Source organism: Mesorhizobium sp. P3_A9 (assembly GCF_056402975.1).
Window position 1 is genome coordinate 1 of record NZ_JBFUGJ010000094.1, and the last position, 19,044, is coordinate 19,044.

Consider the following 19,044-nt stretch of genomic DNA (forward strand, 5'->3'; position numbering starts at 1 on the left):
CCATTGTTGGTGTCATTCCCTGGCTCAGGAAAAGCCAAGTGCGGCTCCGTGCGGCGCAAACAGGAGCGCCGTCAGGATGGCCAATATCGCCGGAATGGCGATCAGCAGGCCGGCAACCAGCGGCCGCAATGGCCGGGCACCGGGAACAAGGCCCCGCAGCGGGCCGGGCACCAGCGCGGCGACGGCGAGCGGCAGAGGCGAAAGCATGAGCGCCAACGGATTGGCCTTCGGCGCCAGCAGTGCGACCTGGATCAGCACGGTGACGGCGGCAAAGATGAGGATCAGCTCGGTGCCCTTGCTCCAGGCAGTGGCCGACCCGCCACGCAGCACGGCGATATACTGGACCAGGCACCAGCCACCGGCGAGCGCGGCAAGCGATCCCAACAACTGCCCGGTGACGATCGAGGCACCGAGCACCGAGATGATGGCGCCGGCCAGGCATAAAGCGAGCATGGCTGCAGGCACCAGGAACGGCTCCTCTGCCGGAGGCGATGGCGAAGCTTTCAGGGACAGCAGCATCGCGGCGCCGACGAGCGTCAGCAGGCCGGCGATGAGGGCGGCTATCATCTGCAGGTCGAGTGCACCGCCGGCGATACGGCGCCAGCCCAGCCACAACAGCGCGGCCGCAAGCGCGGCAGCGACAAACTTGCCCGCGACGGCTGCGCTGAGCAGTCGTTCGGGCAACAGGCCCATGACGATGCCGGCAAAGGCGAGATAGATCAGTTTCTGGCTGGCAGCGACCGGCGGCACCACGGGCGGACCGAGCGTGTCCCAGTAGAAGAACAGCAGCAGGGCGGCCGACAGCAGCGAGAGCACGGGCGAGGATGGCGGCAAGGCGAACCGCGCCAGCAGCGCCATGGCCATGCCGAGCACAAGCGGCAGCGCCGCCGTGGTGACCATCGGATTGCCCAGCAATGCGCTCAATTACACCCTTCCGAGCCAGCCCCCTCACCCAGCCTCCGCTTCGCTCGGCTGACCTCTCCCCGAGGGGAGAGGAGACTTGCAGCGCCAGCGCCCTGCTCTTCTCCCCCGCGGGGAGAAGGTGGCCGCGGAGCGGCCGGATGAGGGGGCGGCGCGGCGAGACCGGGTTGGCGATGATCCGTTCCTCAATCTGGACCGGCGAAGGACCGAGCGTCTTGTCCGAGCGGGAACTTTGTTTTGACTGAACGCGAACTCGTGCTGCCTTTGGCTTGAAGCCGGCCGATACGCTCCATAACCCTCGCTGCACTGTGTTCATCAACATCGAGGAGGATGGCGTGAACGAAAGAATTGTGCCGCCGATCAGCACTGCCGCCGCAACCTTCCTGGCGCGTTCGCACCGGCCCTTCATCAATGGCCGTTTCGTCGGCGGGCTCTCCGGTGAATGCCTCGCCGTCGACGACTCCGCTTCCGGCGAGATCGTCGCCCATGTCCCTGAAAGCGGCCCTGAACTGGTCGACCAGGCGGTGCGCGCGGCGCGTGCCGCCCTAGACGGCCCCTGGGCGTCGATGCGGCCGGTCGACCGCCAGAACCTGATGCTGAAACTCGCCGACGCGGTCGAGGCCGATGCCGACCTGTTGGCCGAGATCGAAAGCATCGAGAACGGCAAATCACTCGGCGTCGCCCGCATGCTGAGCGCCGGCGGCACTGTCGACTGGCTGCGCTACTATGCCGGCTGGGCGACCAAGATCGAGGGCTCGACCTTCCAGGTCTCCATCCCCGTGCCGCCTGGCGCCAAACACCAGGCGATGACGGTGATGGAGCCGGTCGGCGTCGTCGGCGCCATCGTGCCGTGGAATTTTCCGCTGCTGATCGGCATGTGGAAGATCGCGCCGGCGCTGGCCTGCGGCTGCACCGTGGTGCTGAAGCCGCCGCAGGAAACGCCGCTCGGCCTGCTCAGGCTGGCCGAACTGATCGAGGCCGTTGGTTTCCCGCCCGGTGTCGTCAACATCGTCACCGGCAGCGGCTCTGTCACCGGCGAAGCGCTGATCCGCCATCCCGGCATCGACAAGCTGACCTTCACCGGCTCGACGGAAGTGGGCAAACGCGTCGGCCACGCCGCGGTCGACCGCGTCGCCCGCTTCACGCTGGAGCTCGGCTCGAAATCGCCGATGATCCTGCTTGCCGATATGGAGGAAGGTATCGAGCCGCTGATTGCCGGCCTCGGCATGTTCTTCAACCAGGGCCAGGTCTGCACCTCGGCCTCGCGGCTGCTCATCGAAAAGTCGATCTACGACCGCACGCTTTCGCGGTTGGCCGAGATCGCCGACGGCATGACGCTGGGTGCCGGCCGCGACGCGGAGGCGCAGATCAACCCGCTGGTCTCGGCCAAGCACCGCAGAAGCGTCGAGGGCTTTGTCGAGCGCGGGCTGGCGGCCGGCGTCGAACGGGTCAGCGGCGGGCGGCCGGTGCCCGGCAAGGGCCACTATGTGGCGCCGACCATCCTGCACAATGTCCGCCCCGACATGGAAATCGCCAGCGAGGAGGTGTTCGGCCCGGTGGTGGCGGCAATGCCGGTCGCCGATCTCGACGAGGCGATCCGCGTCGCCAACGACACGCGCTACGGCCTCTCGGCCTCGATCTGGACCCGCGACATGGGCAAGGCGATGACCGCCATCCACGGCCTCAAGGCCGGCACGGTGTGGGTCAATTCGCACAACACGCTCGACCCCGCGGCACCGTTCGGCGGCTTCAAGCAGTCCGGCATCGGCCGCGAGCATGGCCGTGCCTCGATCGACGGCTATCTCGAGACCAAGACCGTCATCATGCGCTACGCCTGACATGAGTGCCGACTACGACTACATCATCGCCGGCGCCGGCTCGGCCGGCTGCACGCTGGCCAACCGGCTGGTCAATGCGGGCAAGCGCGTGCTGATGGTCGAGGCCGGCCCGGCCGACAACACGCGCCTCATCGACATGCCCGCCACCTTCGCCAAGGTGATCGGCACGGCGCGCAGCTGGATCTACGAATCCGAACCGGAGCCGAGCGTCGGCAGCCGCCGGCTGCCGGTGCCGCAGGGCCGCACGTTGGGCGGCGGCTCCTCCATCAACGCCATGCTCTACATCAGGGGCCAGCCACAGGACTATGATGGCTGGCGCGATCTCGGCTGTCCCGGCTGGGGCTGGGACGAGGTGCTGCCGGTGTTCCGGCGGCTGGAACGCAATGAGCGCCTGGCCGGCGAGCGCCACGGCACCGAGGGACCGCTGCCGGTCTCCGATCCCCGCCATCGCCACCCGCTGTCATTGGCCTATGTCAAGTCCGCGCAACAGGCCGGCTATCGCTACAATGACGACTTCAACGGTGTCGAGCAGGAAGGCGTCGGCTTCTACCAGACGACGACCGCCAACGGCGAGCGTCAGTCGGCGGCAAAGGTGTTTTTGAGGCCGCTGGCCGGCAACGCCAACCTCACCGTCGTCACCGATGCGCTGGTCACCGGCGTGACGCTGGAAAACGGCGCGGCGAGCGGCCTTGCCTACACCACGTCGGACGGCAAAAGCCATGCGGCGACGGCAAAGGCCGAGGTGATCCTCACCGCTGGCGCGCTGGCGACCCCGAAACTGATGATGCTGTCGGGCCTGGGGCCGGCCGAACATCTGGCGTCGCTCGGCATTCCCGTCATCCGCGACATGCCCGCGGTCGGCCGCGACCTGCAGGACCATGTCGCCGCTCCCGTCTATGCGCTGACACGCCGGCCGATCTCGCTGCTGGGCGAAGACCGCGGCCTGCGGGCGCTACGCCACGGTCTGCAATACCTGCTGTTCCGGACCGGCCTGCTCACCTCCAACGTCGTCGAGAGCGGCGGCTTCTTCGATACCGATGGCGACGGAAGACCCGACATCCAGTTCCACGTCCTGCCGATGATGATCGAAAGCGCCGAACACGGCTCGATCGAACGCCACGGCATGGAGCTCAACCCGTGTGTACTGCGGCCGAAATCGCGCGGCACGGTCGGCCTGCGCTCGCGCGATGCGGCCGACCCGATCCGTTTCACCACCGGCTTCCTGTCCGATCCGGACGATCTCGCCCTTCTGCTCGCCGGCATGAAGATCGCCCGCAATATCCTGCGCCAGCCGGCGCTGCGGGCGGTGATCGCCGAGGAACTATCGCCGGGCGAGGACGCCGATCTTTCCGATCAATCCATCGTCGATCACATCCTTGAGCACGCCAAGACCGTCTATCACCCCTGCGGCACCTGCCGGATGGGCAGCGACGACGACGCGGTGGTCGATCCTCAACTGCGCGTGCGCGGCGTCCCGCGCCTGCGCATCTGCGACGCCTCGATCATGCCGCGCCTGATCAGCGGCAACACCAACGCCCCGGTGATCATGATCGCCGACCGCTGCGCCGATTTTATTCTCGGGGTGTAGCCAGGCTGCGCAGTCCTTGGCGTTCGCCGCCTGCGCCAGCACGTTGAGCAGCCTGCTGTCCCTGGTGCCGGTCCTGGTGCTATGCCTGCTCGCGCAGCGCATCATCGTCGATGCGCTGGCGCCGGGCCTGGGCGAAAACCAGAAGGCGAAAAAGCAGGGACCATGAGCACAGTCATCGTTGTCGGCCATGTCAACTACGACCAGGTCTGGTCGCTGTCCTCGCCCCTCGCCTCGGGCGCGCGCATTGTCTATTCCAACCGCAGCGTCAGGCTCGGCGGCGGCGGCTTCCATACCGGCACACAACTGGCCAGGCTCGGCAACCATGTTCGGCTGATCAGCAATCTGATGGACGACGACCATGGCCGGGCAGCGCTCGCCACATTGCAGGCGAGCGGCATCGATACCGGCACCGTCACCATCTGGGCCGGCGAAACCCGGTTTACCGAAATCCTGCTCGAGCCGAATGGCGAGCGCACCATTTTGAACCCCGGCGGCCAGATGCGCCCGCCCTTCGCCGCACCGGAGCCTGTCAGCGGCGACGCCGCCTATCTCAACGCCCTGGTGCTCGATACCGGCCTCATCGCCTCTCTGAAGACGATTCCGCTTGTCATTTCGCAATTTCCGCTGCGCAGCGCCTCGCCGCGTCCGGCCGACATCGTCATCGGATCGCGCGCCGACTTTCCCGGCGAGGACACGCGAGCGATCTGGGAGCGAGCAACAGGGATCGCCGGGCCACGCTTGAAGACACTGGTGCTGACCGATGGAACGCGCCCGATATCGCTCTATGACGGCAAGGTGCTGAACCACGTCACGCCGTTGAAGCAGGTCTCCGTGCCCGACACGATCGGTGCCGGCGACTGCTTCACCGGGGTCTTCCTGCACGGCCTGCTACAAGGGCTCAGCCTCGAGCTTTCCGCCGAACAGGCCAGCCAGCAAACCGCCGAATGGCTGTCGGAACGATCCCGTACCGGCTGAGCCAAGCGCTCCGGGAACACCGGCTTTCATGAAAATGTCATAAAAATCAAATGGAAACCGGCATTCGAGTGAACTAGAAAACATCGCAATGATCCTGGAGAGATCGTGATCGAGGCGCGGCAAGCCGGCGCATCATCGCCATGATCCTGGTCTTCCACACCCCGACGATGTCGCCCACCTTGTCGATCGAAGAGAACCCTGATGTGGCTGAGTGAATTCGAAATTGTCCTGCGCGACCGCGTCATCCCGAACGGCGCGATCAGGATCGAGAACGGCCGGATCGCCGAGATTCGCGACAAGCCTGTCGAGCATGCCGACATCGAAGGCGGCGGCCGCCTGCTGCTGCCCGGCTTCATCGACATGCATGGCGACATGGTCGAGAAGGAAGTCGAGCCGCGCACCGGCGTGCATGTGCCGATGCGGATCGGCATTGCCGAGCTCGACAAGAAGCTCGCCTCCTGCGGCATCACCACTGCCTATGCCGCGCTTTCCTTCATCGGCGCCAGCGTCACCAGTGGCGTGCTGCGCTCGGAAGACCATACGACCGATATCATCGACACCATTGCCGGCATGAAGGACGATTTGCTGGTCGACCACCGCATCCATGCCCGCTTCGAAGTGACCTTCGCCCCGGCGCTTCCCATGCTGCAGAAGTTGATGGATGCCGGCAGGCTGCATTTGATCTCGCTGATGGATCACACGCCCGGACAGGGACAATACCGCGACGTCGAACTCTACATCGCCCGCATCGCCAAGGAGCGCGGCATGTCCGTCGCGAACGCATCCGAGGTCGTCGGCAAGCGCATCGCCGGCCGTAACGGCCAGGGCGATGTGTTGAACGCCCTGCAGGATCTGTCGGCGCGTGCGCAAGCCGCCGGCATCGTGCTTGCCTCGCATGACGACGACACGCTGGAAAAGGTGGAACTGGTCCACGGCCTGGGTGCTGCGCTCTCAGAATTCCCGGTGACCCTGGAAGCGGCGCAGGAAGCCCGCAGGCTCGGCATGCACACCGCCATGGGCGCGCCCAACGCACTGCGCGGCGAGTCCTATTCCGGCAATCTTTCCGCCCGCCAGGCCTACGAGGCCGGGCTGCTCGACATGCTGGCCAGCGACTATCACCCCGCCTCGATCCTGCCGGCCGTGCTTGGTCTGGCGGAGCTGCGCGACGATGGCCTCGCGGCGGCGGCAGCGCTGACAAGCGCCAACCCGGCCTACGCCCTGGGGCTCACCGATCGCGGCGCTATCGAGACCGGCCTTCTGGCCGATCTTGTCGTCGCCGACCGCCAGCCGGTGCCGCGAGTGCGTGCCACCTTCCGCGCCGGCCGCATGATCTACGGCGACGGCACGCTGAGCCATCGCCGATTGCAGCCGTTCGCGGTTTTCGAGGAACTTGAACTGGTCTAGTCTTGAACTGGTCTAGTCAAACGTCGAGCGCGACCATCATGCCGCGCACTTCAGCCATTTCCAGCAGCAGGTCTTGCAGGGTTTCGACGGCCAGCGTCGCACCGGTTATGGCCAGCAGCTCGGTAATACTCTCTCTCATGGAAATGACCGCCATTCCGGTTTTCTCGGAAAGCAGCCGTCCGATGGCGGCGCGGATCAGAGCATTCTGGTCAGGCATGATTCCCCTTTCATGCTGGATGACGATATAAGTTTTTCTTCAACGGTATGCTTTTTGCGCAACTTCTGCGAGCCTCAGCTTACGTCTGCAAGCCGTTTTGGTGTGTCGGATCTGTATTATTTGTCTGACAGTTGCTCAGCGATGACAGCGAAGGCGGCGCCCACGGCTTGCCGTCCGCTTCCATGGCTGCAAGCAGGACCAGCGGCACTTGGTACCGGTAGCGCCCGATGAATGTCCTGCCTCCCTGCATTGCCGGCAATTGCGTGTCGAAAATGGAATACCTGCCCGACGGCTCGTTCAGGATCTCAAAGCGGTCCAATGCAACCTCGTGTTCCCCCCCTGAGAAAATCCCTAACGCACACCGCCCGCCGAAAGTTGCAACGGCTGATGCTTCTTTTATGACCATGGAACGGATGTGCCACTGGCGCCGGCCGACATGCGAGCGATGTCGTGCGGCGGAGCGGTGAAAATCACTTCGCACCATTTTAAATCTTGACGCGTGTCAATTTTTTCTGAAACATGCGCAAACGCCGGCAAGGCATCAGCCGGCGCTCTGGGAGGAGCAATGCCTGACATGAACGAGCGCCCGCACCGGGCCACGAGCCGCATATCCAGCGGCTGGCAGCGATGTGTCGGCAGTTCGTGACACCAAGCGTTGGGGTCGCTTGCGTCCTGTCGGCCATTTCGTTCGCCGAACACCGAAACTGATGCGACGGCACATCAAACAATAAGGAGGAGGAAAACCATGAGCGTATTTAATGGCTTAAAGCTCGGCACAGGACTGCTTGGCGCGGGCCTGCTGGCAACCATCGTCTCGGCCCATGCCGAGGACGCGGCGAAGGTCGCGGCCATCGTCAAGGGCCTCGACAACCCCTTTTTCCAAACCATGCAGAAGGGCATCGAGGAGCAGGGCAAGGCCAACGGCGTCAATGTCAGCGTCCAGGCCGCCGCCAATATGGGCGACGCCACCGGCCAGGCCGATCGCCTGACCGCAATGGCCATGCAGGATTTCGATTGCTATCTGGTCAACCCGATCAGCGTCTCCAACCTCGTCCAGGCATTGGTGCCGGTCGCCCAGAAGAAGAAGCCGATCGTCAACATCGACTCGACCATCGACGCCGAACAGGCCAAGGCCGCCGGCTTTGCCGTCTCCACCTATATCGGCACCGACAATGTCGCCGCCGGCGCGCTGGCCGGCGAGGAAATGCTGAAGCTGGTGCCGAAGGGCGCCAAGGTCGCGCTGATCGCCGGTATCGTCGGCGATGTCGGCTCCAACGCCCGCATCAAGGGCTTCAAGCAGGCTGTCGAAGGCAAGCTCGAGGTGGTGGTGATGGTGAGCGCCGACTGGGATCGTGAGAAGGCGTTGACCGCCGCCACCGACATCCTCGCCGCCCATCCCGATCTCGCCGGATTCTTCGCCGCCAACGACATCATGGCGCTCGGCGTCGAACGCGCCGTGCAGACCTCCGGCAAGGACGTCAAGGTGATCGGCCTCGACGGCATCGTCGATGCGCTGAAGTCGATCGCGGCAGGCGAGCTCACGGCCACCGTGGCGCAATATCCCTATGTCGTCGGCGCCATGGGGGTCGAAGCCTGTGCGCTGGCCGCCAAGGGCAAGGAACTGCCCGCCAACGTGCCCGCACCTGTGCTCCTGATCAACAAGGCCAATGCCGATGCCTCGCTGACGAATTTTCCGCGCCCCGGCGGCGATTATCCCGATCCCTTCCGCGAGATGCTGAAGTGAGCAATTCCACAGACAACGCGCCCGTCGCCCATTCGGCGGGCGCGGCGGAGGAGAGCCGCCCCTCCCTGTCGGCTCTCCTCCTGGATCCTTCCTTTTGGGCCGACTGGGCATCCGTCGTCGGCCTGGTCGGTCTCGTCATCGTCTTCGGCATCGCCCAGCCGGTCTTTCTCAGCGTCGCCAATTTGCAGGCGCTGTTGCTGGCGTCGGCGATCTTGACCGTGCTGTCGATCGGCCAGACCTTCGTGGTGGCGACCTCAGGCATCGACCTGTCGCTGGCCGCCGCCGTCATGCTTGGCGCCATCGTGCTTGGCCTCGTCAATGCGGTAGGCTACGGTATCTTCATCGCCTGCGTGCTCGCGGTACTCGCCACCAGCGCCATCGGCTTCCTCAACGGCCTGATCATCACCGTCGGCAAAATTCCCGATTTCGTGGTGACGCTCGGCACGCTGTCGGCCATCACCGGGCTTGGTCTCATCATGTCGGGCGGCGAACCGACCATGGTCGGCTCGACCTTCCTGCTGCGCCTTGCCTCCGGCTCGTTCGGGCCGTTCGGCTATCCGGTCTGGGTGGCGATCGCTGCCGTCATCGCAGCGCATATCGCACTCTACCACACATGCTTTGGCGTCCATCTGCTGGCGACCGGCGGCCAGGTCGAGAGCGCCGGCGCGCTCGGCATCCGCACCAACCGCGTCAAGATCGCCGCCTACACCATTTCGGGGTTCTGCGCCGGCCTAGCGGCCATTCTTCTGGTCGCCCGCATCGGTTCGGCCGAACCGCAGATCAACACCAGCCTGCTCCTGAATTCGGTAGCGGCGGTGGTGCTGGGCGGCGTCAGCCTGTTCGGCGGCCGCGCCAGCATATTGGGCCCGGCCATCGGCGCGCTGATGCTGACAGCACTCGTCAACGGCCTGACCTTGCTCAACGTCTCGGCCTTCTACCAACCGCTTGCCGTGGGTGCCATCGTGGTGCTGGCGGCGCTGATCATGCGGTACCAGAAATGAGCGCCGTCAGCCCCTCCCCTGCCTCCGACGCGATCATCGCCTGCGACGGCCTGAGCAAGCATTTTGGCGGCGTGCGCGCCTTCACCGACGTTGCCTTCAAGGCCCGCCGCGGCGAGGTCACCGCCGTCATCGGCGACAATGGCGCCGGCAAGTCGACGCTGATCCGCTGCCTGGTCGGCGTGCATGTGCCGGATGCCGGCTCGATCGTCTTCGATGGCCGAGAGCATCCCTTCTCCAACCCGGACGGGGCGCGCAAAGCCGGTATCGAGACCGTGCACCAGAACCTGGCGCTGATCGATGAACTGACGGTGGCGCAGAACCTGTTTCTCAACCGCGAGCTCGTGCGCCGCATCGGCCCCTTCGCGTTCCTCGACCGCAAGGCAATGAAACGCGAGGCGCGCGCCATGCTGTCGCGCCTGTCGATCAACGTGCCGTCGATCAACCAGCGTGTGCGCCGCCTGTCGGGCGGCCAGCGGCAGGCGATCTCGATCTGCCGCGCCGTCGGCTCCGGCGCCAAGCTGGTGGTGATGGACGAACCGACCGCCGCACTTGGCGTGCAGGAAACCGCCAATGTCGAGGCGCTGATCCGGCGCCTGCGCGAACAGTCGGTGAGCGTCATCCTGGTCAGCCACAATTTCGATCAGGTGCGGCGCCTGTCCGACCAGATCTGGGTGATGCGGGCTGGAAAGATGGCAGCGACCGTGCGCGCCTCGGAGACCACGGGCAATGAGCTCGTCGCGCTGGTCACCGGCGCGGCCTGACCGCCCAATCGTGAAATCAACCGTTGGCCGCCTGGGCCGGAAATGAAATCAAGGAGTTTGAGAGTGGCACCACTTCGTGTCGGACTTGTGGGTCTTGGAGAAGTCGCGCAGTCGATCCATCTGCCTGTGCTGGCCGACCAGCGCGACCGCTGGCAAATCGCGGGCGTATACGACGTGTCGCCAAGCCTGGTGACGCTCATCACCTCGCAACATGCGACGGCAAGAGCCTTCGAAACCGCCGAGGCGCTGATCGCTTCGCCTGATATCGATGTGGTGTTCGTGCTGTCGTCCGACGACACCCACAGCCGCTTCGTGCGCGCGGCGATTCAAGCCGACAAGCATATCCTGCTGGAAAAGCCCGCTTGTCTCACGGTGCGCGAGATCGACGAGTTGCTGGCGCTGATGCCGGCCTACAAGAAGACCCTGTTCGTCGGCTACATGCGCCGCTACGCGCCGGCCTATCTGGCGGCCAGGGACGAACTCCCCGCCCATGCCGACATCACCCATGTCCGCATCTTCGACCTGATCTCGGAAGGCCGGCATTTCCTCAAGAAGAGCCAGAATGTCCTCTATCCCCGAGACATCGACCCTGCCCTGCTGGCGCGCGGCGCCAAGGAGCGGGACGCACTGATCCGCGAGGTCGTCGGCGCCGACGCCCCCGCCGACCTGGTGCGCGCCTATCGCGGGTTGACGGCTCTCTCCTCGCACCACATTTCGGCGATGCGCGGGCTCATTGGCGAACCCAAAGGCGTGGTGGCCGCGCACCGCACCAATGGCGGCGCCAACACCAGCATCACCTTCGACTACGGCCATTTCGCCTGCCTCTACGACGCGGTGGTCGATGATCTCGGCCTGTTCGACGCCATGATCGAAGTGCGCTCCAACACCAGGCGCGTGCGCATCATCTACGACACGCCCTATATCCGCAGCCTGCCGACCCGGCTGGAGGTGACCGACGCCGGCTCACTCGGCCCGGTGACAAAAAGCTTCGGGCCGCTCTATGGCGACGCCTTCTCCAACGAGCTGGAGATTTTCCATCGCCATATCGCCGAAGGCACGAAGCCGCTGACCGACCTCGCCGATTCACGCCGCGACCTAGCGCTGATGGCGCAGATTATCGAGCGCATGAAGGAGAGCGGCTGAACCGGGCCGAAAGGACGGCTACAAAAACAAAGACTGCTGATTGGCTCTTGCCGAAGCCGGCGGGCTCGCTCATCCATAGTGTCGAAACGACAGTTTGGAACCAGTGATGACCGACGCCAGCCTTCATCTCGTCGAAGCGACGATCGACCAATTGCGCTGTGCGCTTGAGGACGGCCTCATCACCAGCGTGGAACTGGTCGGTGCGTATCTCTGGCGCATCGCGCATTTCGATCGCCACGGCATCAGCCTCAACGCGGTTCCCGTGCTCAATCCAGCGATGTTCGAGGAGGCCGCCGCTTCCGACCAACGGCGCCGCGATGGTGCCCTGCTCGGGCCACTCGACGGCATCCCCTACACCGCCAAGGACAGCTACAAAGTCAAGGGCCTGACGGTGGCCGCCGGCTCGCCGGCCTTCGAGCATCTCATCGCCAATGAGGACGCGTTCACCATCGCCCGGCTGCGTGCCGGCGGCGCGGTGCTGATCGGCCTCACCAACATGCCGCCCATGGCCAATGGCGGCATGCAGCGCGGCGTCTATGGCCGCGCCGAAAGCCCCTACAATGCCGACTATCTGACCGCAGCCTTTGCATCCGGTTCGTCCAACGGCTCGGGCACGGCGACGACCGCCAGCTTCTGCGCCTTCGGACTCGGCGAGGAGACCTGGTCGTCCGGCCGCGCGCCGGCCAGCAACAATGCGCTGGTCGCCTACACGCCGTCGCGCGGCGTCATTTCCGTGCGCGGCAACTGGCCGCTGGTGCCGACCATGGATGTCGTGGTGCCGCACGCGCGGACCATGCCCGACATGCTCGAACTGCTCGACATCATTGTCGCCGACGACCCGGAAACGCGAGGCGATTTCTGGCGCGCGCAGTCCTGGGTCGCCCTGCCGAAAGGTTCCGAGGTACGGCCGCAACGCTATACCGATCTGGCGCTTGCCGGCTCGCTGAAGGGCAAGCGGCTCGGCGTGCCCAGAATGTATATCGGCAGAGACAGCGGGGCCGATCAACCGATCGAAACCCGCGCTTCCGTGCTGGCGCTATGGGAACAGGCGGCGGCTGATCTCAAGAGGCTTGGCGCCGAAGTGGTGGAGGTCGATTTTCCCGTCGTCTCCAACTATGAGCGCGACCGCCCCGGCACCCGCACCCTGGTCGAGCGCGGGCTGGTGCCGAAAGAATTCGCCGACCACGAACTCTGGGACCTCTGCATCTGGGGCTGGGACGATTTTTTGCGCGCCAATGCCGACCCGGCGCTTCCCGATCTCGCCTCGGTCGACGGCCCCAAAATCTTTCCGCAGCCGCCAGGCACTTTGCCTGATCGCTACGAGGGTGGCTTCGACCTGGCGGAATATGTCGAGCGAGCCAAATCCGGCGTCACGCCATTCGCCGATATTCCAACGCTGGAGGACGGCCTGAAGGGGCTAGAGGCGACAAGGCGGATCGATTTCGAGGATTGGCTCGATGCACAAGGCATCGACGCCGTGGTTCTGCCCGCCGCCGCCGATGTCGGTCCGGCCGATGCCGACATCAACGAGGCGTCTGCGGCGCTAGCGTGGCGCAACGGCACCTGGGTCGCCAACGGCAATCTGGTCTGGCGCCATTTCGGCATCCCAACCGTCACCGTGCCGATGGGCACCATGGCCGACATCGGCATGCCGGTCGGCCTGACCTTCGCCGGCAAGGCCTATGACGATGAAAGGCTGCTGCGCATGGCCGGCGATTACGAGCAATCAACACAGCGCCGCACGAGCCCGCCACGCACGGCGGAACTGGCTGATGATGTGTTTTCAGGGCGGACCGCCCAAGTAGGCGATGGCAAGGCGCCACCGCTGGCAATCGTGCTTGCCGCCGATGCGCGGACTTCGGGCGATCGGGACGAGATCGCTATCACGCTTGATCTGCTCAACGACACAGAGGCTGAGAACGCCAGCATCAAGGTGCACGTCAATGGAGAGGCCGTCGCGATGCACCGGAGCGGCGCGCGCTTCAGCGCGAGTACCCTCGTTCCCACCGCCGAGCACAAGCGATTCCACAGCATCTGGCGCGGCTCTTATGGCTCGATCGTGACAGCGGTGGTGCGGCTGGAGGATGGGCGCAGCGCCGGAGCCTATGTGGTCACGGGTGGGATTGGGTGAGGGTTGCGGTGAAACGCGCAACATTCACCGTCGAGTTCCGTCACGCCCCCCTCTGTCCTGCCGGACATCTCCCCCACGAGGGGGGAGATTGGCAGCTTSGACGCCGGCTCTCTTCCAGCGACATCGGAGATTAGCGAAGGCCGCGATGACAGCCGATCTCCCCCCTCGTGGGGGAGATGTCCGGCAGGACAGAGGGGGGGCGCCGTAGGGCGTCACCGTTGCTGCTACCCCCTCGCCGCCCAAAGCAAACCGCGCTCCACAATCAACGCCATTTCCGGCACCGCGAACTCATCCGCCGTGTGCCCAAGCGAACTGTAAAATACCTTCCCAGCGCCATACCTGCGCTTCCAGACCACCGGCATGACAACACCATCAATGCCCGGGAAATGCGCGTCGGTGAAAGTGGTCGTCGCCAGCACCTCGTTGCTCGGGTCGACATGCATGTAATACTGCTCCGACCGGTAGGCGAAATCACTGACACCCCTGGTAATCGGGTCGTCCAGTTGTGTGATCACCACACGATAGTCGATGATGTTGCCGGGATGCGCGACCCATTGGCCGCCGGTCATGAACTGATAGTCGGGTTCGTTGCGGAAACTGTCGCCCATCGTGCCGTGAAAGCCGCCAAGCCCGCTTCCCTCGCGAACCGCACGCGTCAGGTTCTGCAGCTCGGCCTTCTCGATCGTCGACATGGTGATAACAGGCACGATGAGATCGAAGGACGGCAATTCCGTATCGGCGAACATCGCCGTGCCCTGGCCCAGCGTGACATCAAACCCGTTGCGCTGAAGCAGCGCGCGAATGGTATGGGCGCTGCGCTCGGGCGTGTGGCCTTCCCAGCCGCCCCAGGCAATCAGGGCCTTCTTCGCCATGCCGTGAACCTCCTGAATCGCCCGCCGCGATCGATGGTTACACGGCGCGGCCGTCAGCGCCAGCCCAGCGCCGGCGCGACATGGGTCAGGATCGCCTCGATAACATGGGCGTTGTAGTCGACGCCGAGCTGGTTGGGCACGGTGAGCAGCAGCGTGTCGGCCTCGGCGATCGCCTCGTCCTGCACCAGCTCCTTGATCAGCACGTCCGGCTCGGCGGCGTAGCTGCGGCCGAAGATCGCCCGCGTATTCTCCTCGATGAAGCCGATCTGGTCGCGGCTCTCATTGCCACGKCCGAAATAGGCGCGGTCGCGGTCGTCGACCAGCGCGAAGATGCTGCGGCTGACCGAGACGCGCGGCTCGCGCTTGTGGCCTGCCGCTTTCCAGGCGTCGCGATAGATCCGGATCTGTTCGGCCTGCTGGATATGGAAGGGCTTGCCGCTCTCGTCGAATTTGAGCGTCGAGCTTTGCAAATTCATGCCGAGCTTGGCCGCCCATTCCGAGGTGGAGTTGGTGGCAGCACCCCACCAGATGCGCTCGCGCAGGCCCTTCGAATGCGGCTCGAGCCGCAGCAACCCTGGCGGGTTGGGGAACATCGGCCGCGGATTGGGTTGGGCAAAGCCTTCGCCGCGCAGCGTGTCGAGAAAAACCTCGGCGTGATGCCGCGCCATGTCGGCGTCGCTTTTGCCTTCCTGTGGCTCGTAGCCGAAATAGCGCCAGCCATCGATCACCTGCTCGGGCGAGCCGCGGCTGATGCCAAGTTGCAGCCGCCCGCCGGCGATGATGTCGGCCGCGCCCGCATCCTCGGCCATGTAGAGCGGATTCTCATAGCGCATGTCGATGACCGCCGTGCCGATCTCGATGCGGCTGGTTTTGGCGCCGACGGCCGCCAGCAACGGGAATGGCGAGGCGAGTTGGCGGGCAAAGTGGTGCACGCGGAAATAGGCGCCGTCGGCGCCCAGCTGCTCGGCGGCGACGGCGAGATCGATGGACTGCAGCAGCGCGTCCGATGCCGAGCGCACTTGCGATTGCGACGAGGGCGTCCAGTGCCCGAATGACAGGAAACCGATTTTTTTCATGGCCCTGAAGTATATGCGAGCGGCACGTGCTTCAATGCCAAAACAGCGGGGTTACACACCGTCGCCTTGGCCGCAACGAAAGGGCGCGATACCAAAGTGCGCCATACCCAGGGGGTGAGCACCGTGGAGGGTGGAATGCTGAAAGGTGTCCGCATCGTCGAGATCGAGGCGCTCGGGCCAGCGCCCTTCGCCGGCATGCTGCTCTCCGATCTCSGCGCCGAAATCATCGTCGTCCATCGCAAACAGGCGCCCGTGCCGGGCCTCCCCGAACGCTCGCTGCTCGATCGCGGCAAGCGCTCCATCGCGCTCGACCTCAGGGATGCCGACGATGTCGCCGTGCTGATGCGCCTCATCACCACCGCCGATGGGCTGATCGAGGGGTTCCGGCCCGGCGTCATGGAGCGTCTCGGCCTCAGCCCGGATACCTGCCTCGCGGCCAACAAGCGGCTGGTCTACGGCCGCATGACCGGCTGGGGCCAGGACGGTCCGCTCGCCCACACCGCCGGCCACGACATGAACTATACCGGCGTGTCGGGCGCGCTCTGGTACGCCTCCTTGCCGGGCGAGCCGCCCATGGCGCCGCCGACGCTGGTCGGCGATATTGGCGGTGGCGCACTCTATCTGGTGATCGGCATGCTCGCCGGCATCATCAACGCGCGATCGAGCGGTGAAGGCACCGTCGTCGACGCGGCGATCGTCGACGGTTCGGCCCACATGATGAACCTGTTGATGGCGATCGGCCAGTCAGGCGCCCTCGTCGCCGAGCGCGGCCAAAGCCTTCTCGACGGACCGCATTGGTGCCGCGTCTACCGCACATCGGATGACGGTTTCATCAGCGTCCAGTGCATCGAGCCGAAATTCTATGCACTGTTCCTCGACAGGCTTGGCCTTGCAACCGATCCGCAATTCGCCGACCAATTCGATCGCAATCTCTGGCCGCGGCTCGGCGGCCGGCTGGCGGCGATCTTTGCCACAAAAAGCCGTGACGAGTGGACCAGCCTGTTCGAGGGCTCGGACGCTTGCGTCTCCCCGGTGCTCGATCCATGGCAGGCAGCACTGCATCCGCACATGGCCGCGCGCGGTTCGTGGCTGACGGTGGACGGCATCTTGCAGGCCGCCGCCGCTCCACGTTTTTCCGGATGGGCGCAAAAGACGCCGGCGAAGAGCCACGCACGCGACGAGCATGGCGCGGAGATTCGCGCAGAACTGGCGGATCCAGCCGCAAGCCATTGAAATCGGACAGGCAGCGTCAGGCAGGATCAGCGAACACGCAGCCCTTGCGCGTCGAAGATGCGCGTGCGGTGGGGCAGGAAGCGCAGCGTGATGGTTTCGCCGAAACGCGGCTGGTCCTCGCGCCGTTCGGCCACCACCGTTTCGCCGCTCGGCAGCACGCCGTGCACATAGGAGGTCGATCCCAGGCGCTCGGTGACATCGACTGCAAGCGCGAGCTCGACGCCCTGCTTTTCGTCGAGATGCTCCGGCCTGATGCCCAGCGTGACCTGCTGGCCGCCGACGAGCTTCGCGACAAGATGCGAGACGTCGACCCTGGCATCGCCGACAAGCACGGCTTTCCCGTCTTCGACCACGCTTGCCCTGAGGAAATTCATGCGCGGCGAACCGATGAAGCCGGCGACGAAGGCATTATCGGGATCGTCATAGAGGGAGAGCGGTGTGCCGATCTGCTCGATCTTGCCGGCCTTGAGCACGACGATCTTGTCGGCGAGCGTCAGCGCCTCGGTCTGGTCGTGCGTCACATAAACCATGGTGCGGCGGATCGACTGGTGCAGGCGCTTGATCTCGGCGCGCAACTCGGTGCGCAGCGCGGCGTCGAGATTGGACAGCGGCTCGTCGAACAGGAACAGCCGGGGATCGCGCACCAGCGCCCGGCCGATGGCGACGCGCTGGCGCTGGCCGCCGGACAACTCACGCGGCTTGCGCCCCAGCAAGGGTTCGATCTGCAGCAGCTTCGCCACCGCATCGACCTTCTCGCCTGACGTCTTGCGGTCGAGCCCGCGCATCTTCAGCGGGAAGGCGATGTTCTCGGCCACCGACATGGTCGGATAGAGCGCGTAGGACTGGAACACCATCGCCACGTCGCGCTCCCGCGCGGGAAGATTGGTGACGTTGCGGTCGCCGATGACGATGGTGCCGGAATCGATCGGGTTCAGCCCGGCGACCGCATGCAGCAGCGTCGACTTCCCGCAGCCCGATGGCCCGAGCAGCACGACGAAGGAGCCCTCCTCGACCTCGACCGAGACATCGTCCAGCACGTTGACCGCACCGTAGGATTTCGACACCGACCGTATAGACAAATTCGCCATCGTATCCCCTCAGCCCTTCACGCTGCCCAGCGTCATGCCGCGCACGATCTGCCCCTGCACCAGAACGCCAAGCACGATCATCGGCAGCATGATGAGCGTGGCGGCGGCGGTCAGCGCGCCCCACTGGATGCCCTGGAAGGTCAGGAACGAGGTGATGGAGACCGGCAGGGTCTGCGTGTCGCGGCCGGTCAGCACCAGGGCGACGAAGAACTCGTTCCAGGTGAACAACACGCACAGGATCAGCGTCGCCACCATGCCGCCGCGCGCCGCTGGCAGATAGACATGCCAGAACACGCTGAACTCGCGCGCGCCGTCGACGCGGGCCGCATCGCGCAACTCCTTCGGAATGTCGTCGAAGAAGGTGATCAGCAGCGAGATGGCGAACGGCACATTCACGAAGGCATAGGCGGCGATCAGCAGCCAGTGCTGGTTGAGCGCGCCGATGCGCGTCGCAAGATAGTACATCGGAATGACGAACAGCAGCGCCGGCGCGATGCGCAGGCTGAGGATGAACTTTTCCTTGGAACGGCGCAGGTCGCCCGGTTGCTGCGCCAGCCCGTAGGCGGCGACCGAGCCGATGGCCACCGCCAGCGCGCTGGACAGGATGGAGATGATGAAGGAGTTGGCAAAGGCGCTGAGGAAGCCGCGATTGGCAAACACCGTGCGATAATTGTCGAGCGTCGGGTTGAACAGCCAGACCGGCGGAATGGCGAAGGCATCGCGCGTCGTTTTGAACGAGGTCACGACCACCCAGTAGAGCGGGAACAGCACCGCCAGCAAAAGCATAAGCAGCCCGAAATAGAAAACCGCGCGCCGGCCCATCAGCGTTCTCCCGCTTTCGGAAACAGCACGCTGTACATGGTCAGCAGCGCGACATTGGTGAAGATCGTCAGGATGACGGCGATGGCCAGCGCATAGGAAATGTCGAAATTGGTGAAGGCGACGATGTAGCCGTAATAGTTCAGCGTTTCGGTCGACAGCGCCGGCCCGCCGCGCGTCATGATGTAGAACAGGTCGAAGGCCTTGATGCTGTCGATCGCCCGGATCAGCGC

At 65.0% G+C, this 19,044-nt stretch carries 18 protein-coding genes and 2 pseudogenes; 12 read left to right on the plus strand and 8 right to left on the minus strand.

Annotated features, from left to right (window positions below; translation table 11 throughout):
• Positions 1-24 precede the first annotated feature (24 nt).
• Positions 25-924, minus strand: coding sequence for a hypothetical protein (locus AC1DX0_RS15285; protein ID WP_477222875.1), 900 nt, complete (start codon positions 922-924; stop codon positions 25-27).
• Between the two features lie 332 nt (positions 925-1,256).
• Between AC1DX0_RS15285 and AC1DX0_RS15290 the strand changes: the two genes are divergently transcribed.
• From AC1DX0_RS15290 to AC1DX0_RS15310, 5 genes are all read left to right on the plus strand, one after another.
• Positions 1,257-2,759: an aldehyde dehydrogenase family protein gene (locus AC1DX0_RS15290; RefSeq protein WP_477222876.1), complete on the plus strand. Its 1,503-nt coding sequence runs from the start codon at positions 1,257-1,259 to the stop codon at positions 2,757-2,759.
• 1 nt (position 2,760) lies between these two features.
• The gene (locus tag AC1DX0_RS15295) at positions 2,761-4,347 is read left to right on the plus strand and encodes a GMC family oxidoreductase (RefSeq protein ID WP_477222877.1); all 1,587 of its coding nucleotides are present in this window, start codon (positions 2,761-2,763) and stop codon (positions 4,345-4,347) included.
• A gap of 16 nt (positions 4,348-4,363) precedes the next feature.
• Entirely contained in the window at positions 4,364-4,513 is a 150-nt protein-coding gene (locus AC1DX0_RS15300; RefSeq protein WP_477222878.1) for a hypothetical protein, read from the plus strand.
• The gene (locus AC1DX0_RS15305; protein WP_477222879.1) at positions 4,510-5,322 is read left to right on the plus strand and encodes a PfkB family carbohydrate kinase; all 813 of its coding nucleotides are present in this window, start codon (positions 4,510-4,512) and stop codon (positions 5,320-5,322) included. The genes AC1DX0_RS15300 and AC1DX0_RS15305 overlap by 4 nt, the downstream gene beginning before the upstream one ends.
• A 201-nt stretch (positions 5,323-5,523) precedes the next feature.
• Positions 5,524-6,726: an alpha-D-ribose 1-methylphosphonate 5-triphosphate diphosphatase gene (locus AC1DX0_RS15310; protein ID WP_477222880.1), complete on the plus strand. Its 1,203-nt coding sequence runs from the start codon at positions 5,524-5,526 to the stop codon at positions 6,724-6,726.
• A gap of 16 nt (positions 6,727-6,742) precedes the next feature.
• Here the strand turns inward: AC1DX0_RS15310 and AC1DX0_RS15315 are convergent, their stop codons facing one another.
• Together AC1DX0_RS15315 and AC1DX0_RS15320 are read right to left on the minus strand one after the other, a co-directional pair.
• Positions 6,743-6,943 (minus strand): hypothetical protein, encoded by a 201-nt coding sequence (locus AC1DX0_RS15315; RefSeq protein ID WP_477222881.1) that lies wholly within the window; start codon positions 6,941-6,943, stop codon positions 6,743-6,745.
• 79 nt (positions 6,944-7,022) lie between these two features.
• Positions 7,023-7,262 carry a hypothetical protein gene (locus tag AC1DX0_RS15320; RefSeq protein ID WP_477222882.1) on the minus strand — a complete coding sequence of 80 codons (240 nt, stop codon included), beginning with the start codon at positions 7,260-7,262 and terminating at the stop codon, positions 7,023-7,025.
• 426 nt (positions 7,263-7,688) lie between these two features.
• Here AC1DX0_RS15320 and AC1DX0_RS15325 point away from each other — a divergent pair, with 426 nt between their 5' ends.
• The 6 genes and pseudogenes from AC1DX0_RS15325 to AC1DX0_RS15350 form a co-directional block, all read left to right on the plus strand.
• On the plus strand, positions 7,689-8,687 hold the full coding sequence (locus tag AC1DX0_RS15325) for a sugar ABC transporter substrate-binding protein (protein ID WP_477222883.1): 999 nt from the start codon (positions 7,689-7,691) through the stop codon (positions 8,685-8,687).
• Positions 8,684-9,688: an ABC transporter permease gene (locus tag AC1DX0_RS15330; RefSeq protein ID WP_477222884.1), complete on the plus strand. Its 1,005-nt coding sequence runs from the start codon at positions 8,684-8,686 to the stop codon at positions 9,686-9,688. The genes AC1DX0_RS15325 and AC1DX0_RS15330 overlap by 4 nt, the downstream gene beginning before the upstream one ends.
• Positions 9,685-10,449 (plus strand): ATP-binding cassette domain-containing protein, encoded by a 765-nt coding sequence (locus AC1DX0_RS15335; RefSeq protein WP_477222885.1) that lies wholly within the window; start codon positions 9,685-9,687, stop codon positions 10,447-10,449. The genes AC1DX0_RS15330 and AC1DX0_RS15335 overlap by 4 nt, the downstream gene beginning before the upstream one ends.
• 63 nt (positions 10,450-10,512) lie before the next feature.
• A complete protein-coding gene (locus AC1DX0_RS15340; protein ID WP_477222886.1) occupies positions 10,513-11,592 on the plus strand; it encodes a Gfo/Idh/MocA family protein in 1,080 nt (359 codons plus the stop codon).
• 106 nt (positions 11,593-11,698) lie between these two features.
• On the plus strand, positions 11,699-13,723 hold the full coding sequence (locus AC1DX0_RS15345) for an amidase (protein ID WP_477222887.1): 2,025 nt from the start codon (positions 11,699-11,701) through the stop codon (positions 13,721-13,723).
• Between the two features lie 45 nt (positions 13,724-13,768).
• Positions 13,769-13,944 (plus strand): annotated as a pseudogene (locus tag AC1DX0_RS15350) (precorrin-3B synthase); the annotation flags it as partial.
• A 3-nt stretch (positions 13,945-13,947) separates the two neighbouring features.
• Here AC1DX0_RS15350 and AC1DX0_RS15355 read toward each other — a convergent pair.
• Both AC1DX0_RS15355 and AC1DX0_RS15360 read right to left on the minus strand, forming a co-directional pair.
• Complete coding sequence (locus tag AC1DX0_RS15355; protein ID WP_477222888.1) at positions 13,948-14,595, minus strand: ThuA domain-containing protein; 648 nt, start codon at positions 14,593-14,595, stop codon at positions 13,948-13,950.
• A 53-nt stretch (positions 14,596-14,648) separates the two neighbouring features.
• On the minus strand, positions 14,649-15,671 hold the full coding sequence (locus AC1DX0_RS15360; RefSeq protein ID WP_477222889.1) for an LLM class flavin-dependent oxidoreductase: 1,023 nt from the start codon (positions 15,669-15,671) through the stop codon (positions 14,649-14,651).
• A gap of 135 nt (positions 15,672-15,806) precedes the next feature.
• Here AC1DX0_RS15360 and AC1DX0_RS15365 point away from each other — a divergent pair, with 135 nt between their 5' ends.
• On the plus strand, positions 15,807-16,904 hold the full coding sequence (locus AC1DX0_RS15365; RefSeq protein WP_477355921.1) for a CaiB/BaiF CoA transferase family protein: 1,098 nt from the start codon (positions 15,807-15,809) through the stop codon (positions 16,902-16,904).
• A gap of 26 nt (positions 16,905-16,930) precedes the next feature.
• Here the strand turns inward: AC1DX0_RS15365 and AC1DX0_RS15370 are convergent, their stop codons facing one another.
• The 3 genes and pseudogenes from AC1DX0_RS15370 to AC1DX0_RS15380 all read right to left on the minus strand — a co-directional run.
• Positions 16,931-17,992 carry an ABC transporter ATP-binding protein gene (locus AC1DX0_RS15370; RefSeq protein WP_477222891.1) on the minus strand — a complete coding sequence of 354 codons (1,062 nt, stop codon included), beginning with the start codon at positions 17,990-17,992 and terminating at the stop codon, positions 16,931-16,933.
• Between the two features lie 9 nt (positions 17,993-18,001).
• Positions 18,002-18,814 carry a carbohydrate ABC transporter permease gene (locus tag AC1DX0_RS15375; RefSeq protein WP_477222892.1) on the minus strand — a complete coding sequence of 271 codons (813 nt, stop codon included), beginning with the start codon at positions 18,812-18,814 and terminating at the stop codon, positions 18,002-18,004.
• A pseudogene (locus tag AC1DX0_RS15380) lies at positions 18,814-19,044 on the minus strand (carbohydrate ABC transporter permease); the annotation flags it as partial. The gene AC1DX0_RS15375 and the pseudogene AC1DX0_RS15380, both read right to left, overlap by 1 nt.

Bases quoted from the DNA above. Each gene is read 5' to 3' on its own strand.
- AC1DX0_RS15310 (WP_477222880.1), top strand. From the start codon at position 5,524: ATGTGGCTGAGTGAATTCGAAATTGTCCTGCGCGACCGCGTCATCCCG.
- AC1DX0_RS15345 (WP_477222887.1), top strand. From the start codon at position 11,699: ATGACCGACGCCAGCCTTCATCTCGTCGAAGCGACGATCGACCAATTG.
- AC1DX0_RS15315 (WP_477222881.1), bottom strand. From the start codon at position 6,943: ATGCCTGACCAGAATGCTCTGATCCGCGCCGCCATCGGACGGCTGCTT.
- AC1DX0_RS15325 (WP_477222883.1), top strand. From the start codon at position 7,689: ATGAGCGTATTTAATGGCTTAAAGCTCGGCACAGGACTGCTTGGCGCG.
- AC1DX0_RS15355 (WP_477222888.1), bottom strand. From the start codon at position 14,595: ATGGCGAAGAAGGCCCTGATTGCCTGGGGCGGCTGGGAAGGCCACACG.
- AC1DX0_RS15335 (WP_477222885.1), top strand. From the start codon at position 9,685: ATGAGCGCCGTCAGCCCCTCCCCTGCCTCCGACGCGATCATCGCCTGC.
- AC1DX0_RS15370 (WP_477222891.1), bottom strand. From the start codon at position 17,992: ATGGCGAATTTGTCTATACGGTCGGTGTCGAAATCCTACGGTGCGGTC.
- AC1DX0_RS15375 (WP_477222892.1), bottom strand. From the start codon at position 18,814: ATGGGCCGGCGCGCGGTTTTCTATTTCGGGCTGCTTATGCTTTTGCTG.
- AC1DX0_RS15305 (WP_477222879.1), top strand. From the start codon at position 4,510: ATGAGCACAGTCATCGTTGTCGGCCATGTCAACTACGACCAGGTCTGG.
- AC1DX0_RS15295 (WP_477222877.1), top strand. From the start codon at position 2,761: ATGAGTGCCGACTACGACTACATCATCGCCGGCGCCGGCTCGGCCGGC.